Raw genomic sequence first — 946 nt, forward strand, 5'->3', positions numbered from 1 at the left:
TTTGCCAAAGGACATCTATTACGAGTCAAACGCCATTACGTACCTACAAGAATTGCCAAACATCGACCGCGCGTTTATCGTGGCCGACCCAGGTATGGTCAAGTTCGGCTTCGTCGACAAGATTTTGGATCAATTCGCACTCCGTGCGGACCAAGTAAAGACATCAATCTACGGTTCTGTTCAACCAGACCCAACAATTGGTCAAGCTATCGATATTGCCCGTCAAATGGCTGAATTCCAACCAGATACTGTTGTCTTGATCGGTGGTGGTTCAGCGCTTGACGCTGGTAAGATTGCCCGCTTCTTGTACGAGTACTCAGCTGAAGAAGGTCACGAAGGCATCTTGAACGACGATGCTGCTTTGAAGGAATTGTTCGGCGAGTTGGCACAAAAGTTCATGGATATCCGCAAGCGTATCGTGAAGTTTGATCACCAACACTTGACGCAAATGGTTGCCATCCCAACGACGTCAGGAACTGGTTCAGAAGTAACGCCATTCGCGGTTATCACGGACGATGAGACGCACGTGAAGTACCCATTGGCTGACTACGAGTTGACACCACAAGTGGCTATCGTGGACCCAGAGTTCGTGATGACGGTGCCAAAGCGCACGGTTGCCTTCTCAGGTTTGGATGCTTTGTCACACGCTTTGGAGTCATACGTTTCAGTAATGGCCTCAGAATTCACTCGTCCATGGGCGTTGCAAGCCATCAAGTTGATCTTTGATAACTTGGAGACGTCATACAAGTACGACCCAGCCCACCCATCAAAGGAAGGTCAAGAAGCCCGTTCAAAGATGCACTACGCTTCAACTTTGGCTGGTATGTCATTCGCGAACGCCTTCTTGGGAATTAACCACGCCTTGGCGCACAAGACTGGTGGAGAATTCGGTTTGCCACACGGTTTGGCAATCTCAATTGCCATGAAGCACGTCATTAAGTTCAAT

The 946-nt window shown here is 49.0% G+C and carries 1 protein-coding gene; it reads left to right on the forward strand.

Annotated features, from left to right (window positions below; all coding sequences use genetic code 11):
• Positions 1-946 (forward strand): iron-containing alcohol dehydrogenase (locus tag ESE_RS0100145; RefSeq protein ID WP_029237409.1); only part of this gene is annotated, 946 nt, incomplete at both ends.

The sequence above is a fragment of the Weissella cibaria KACC 11862 genome, assembly GCF_000193635.1.
GTDB classification, from domain to species: domain Bacteria; phylum Bacillota; class Bacilli; order Lactobacillales; family Lactobacillaceae; genus Weissella; species Weissella cibaria.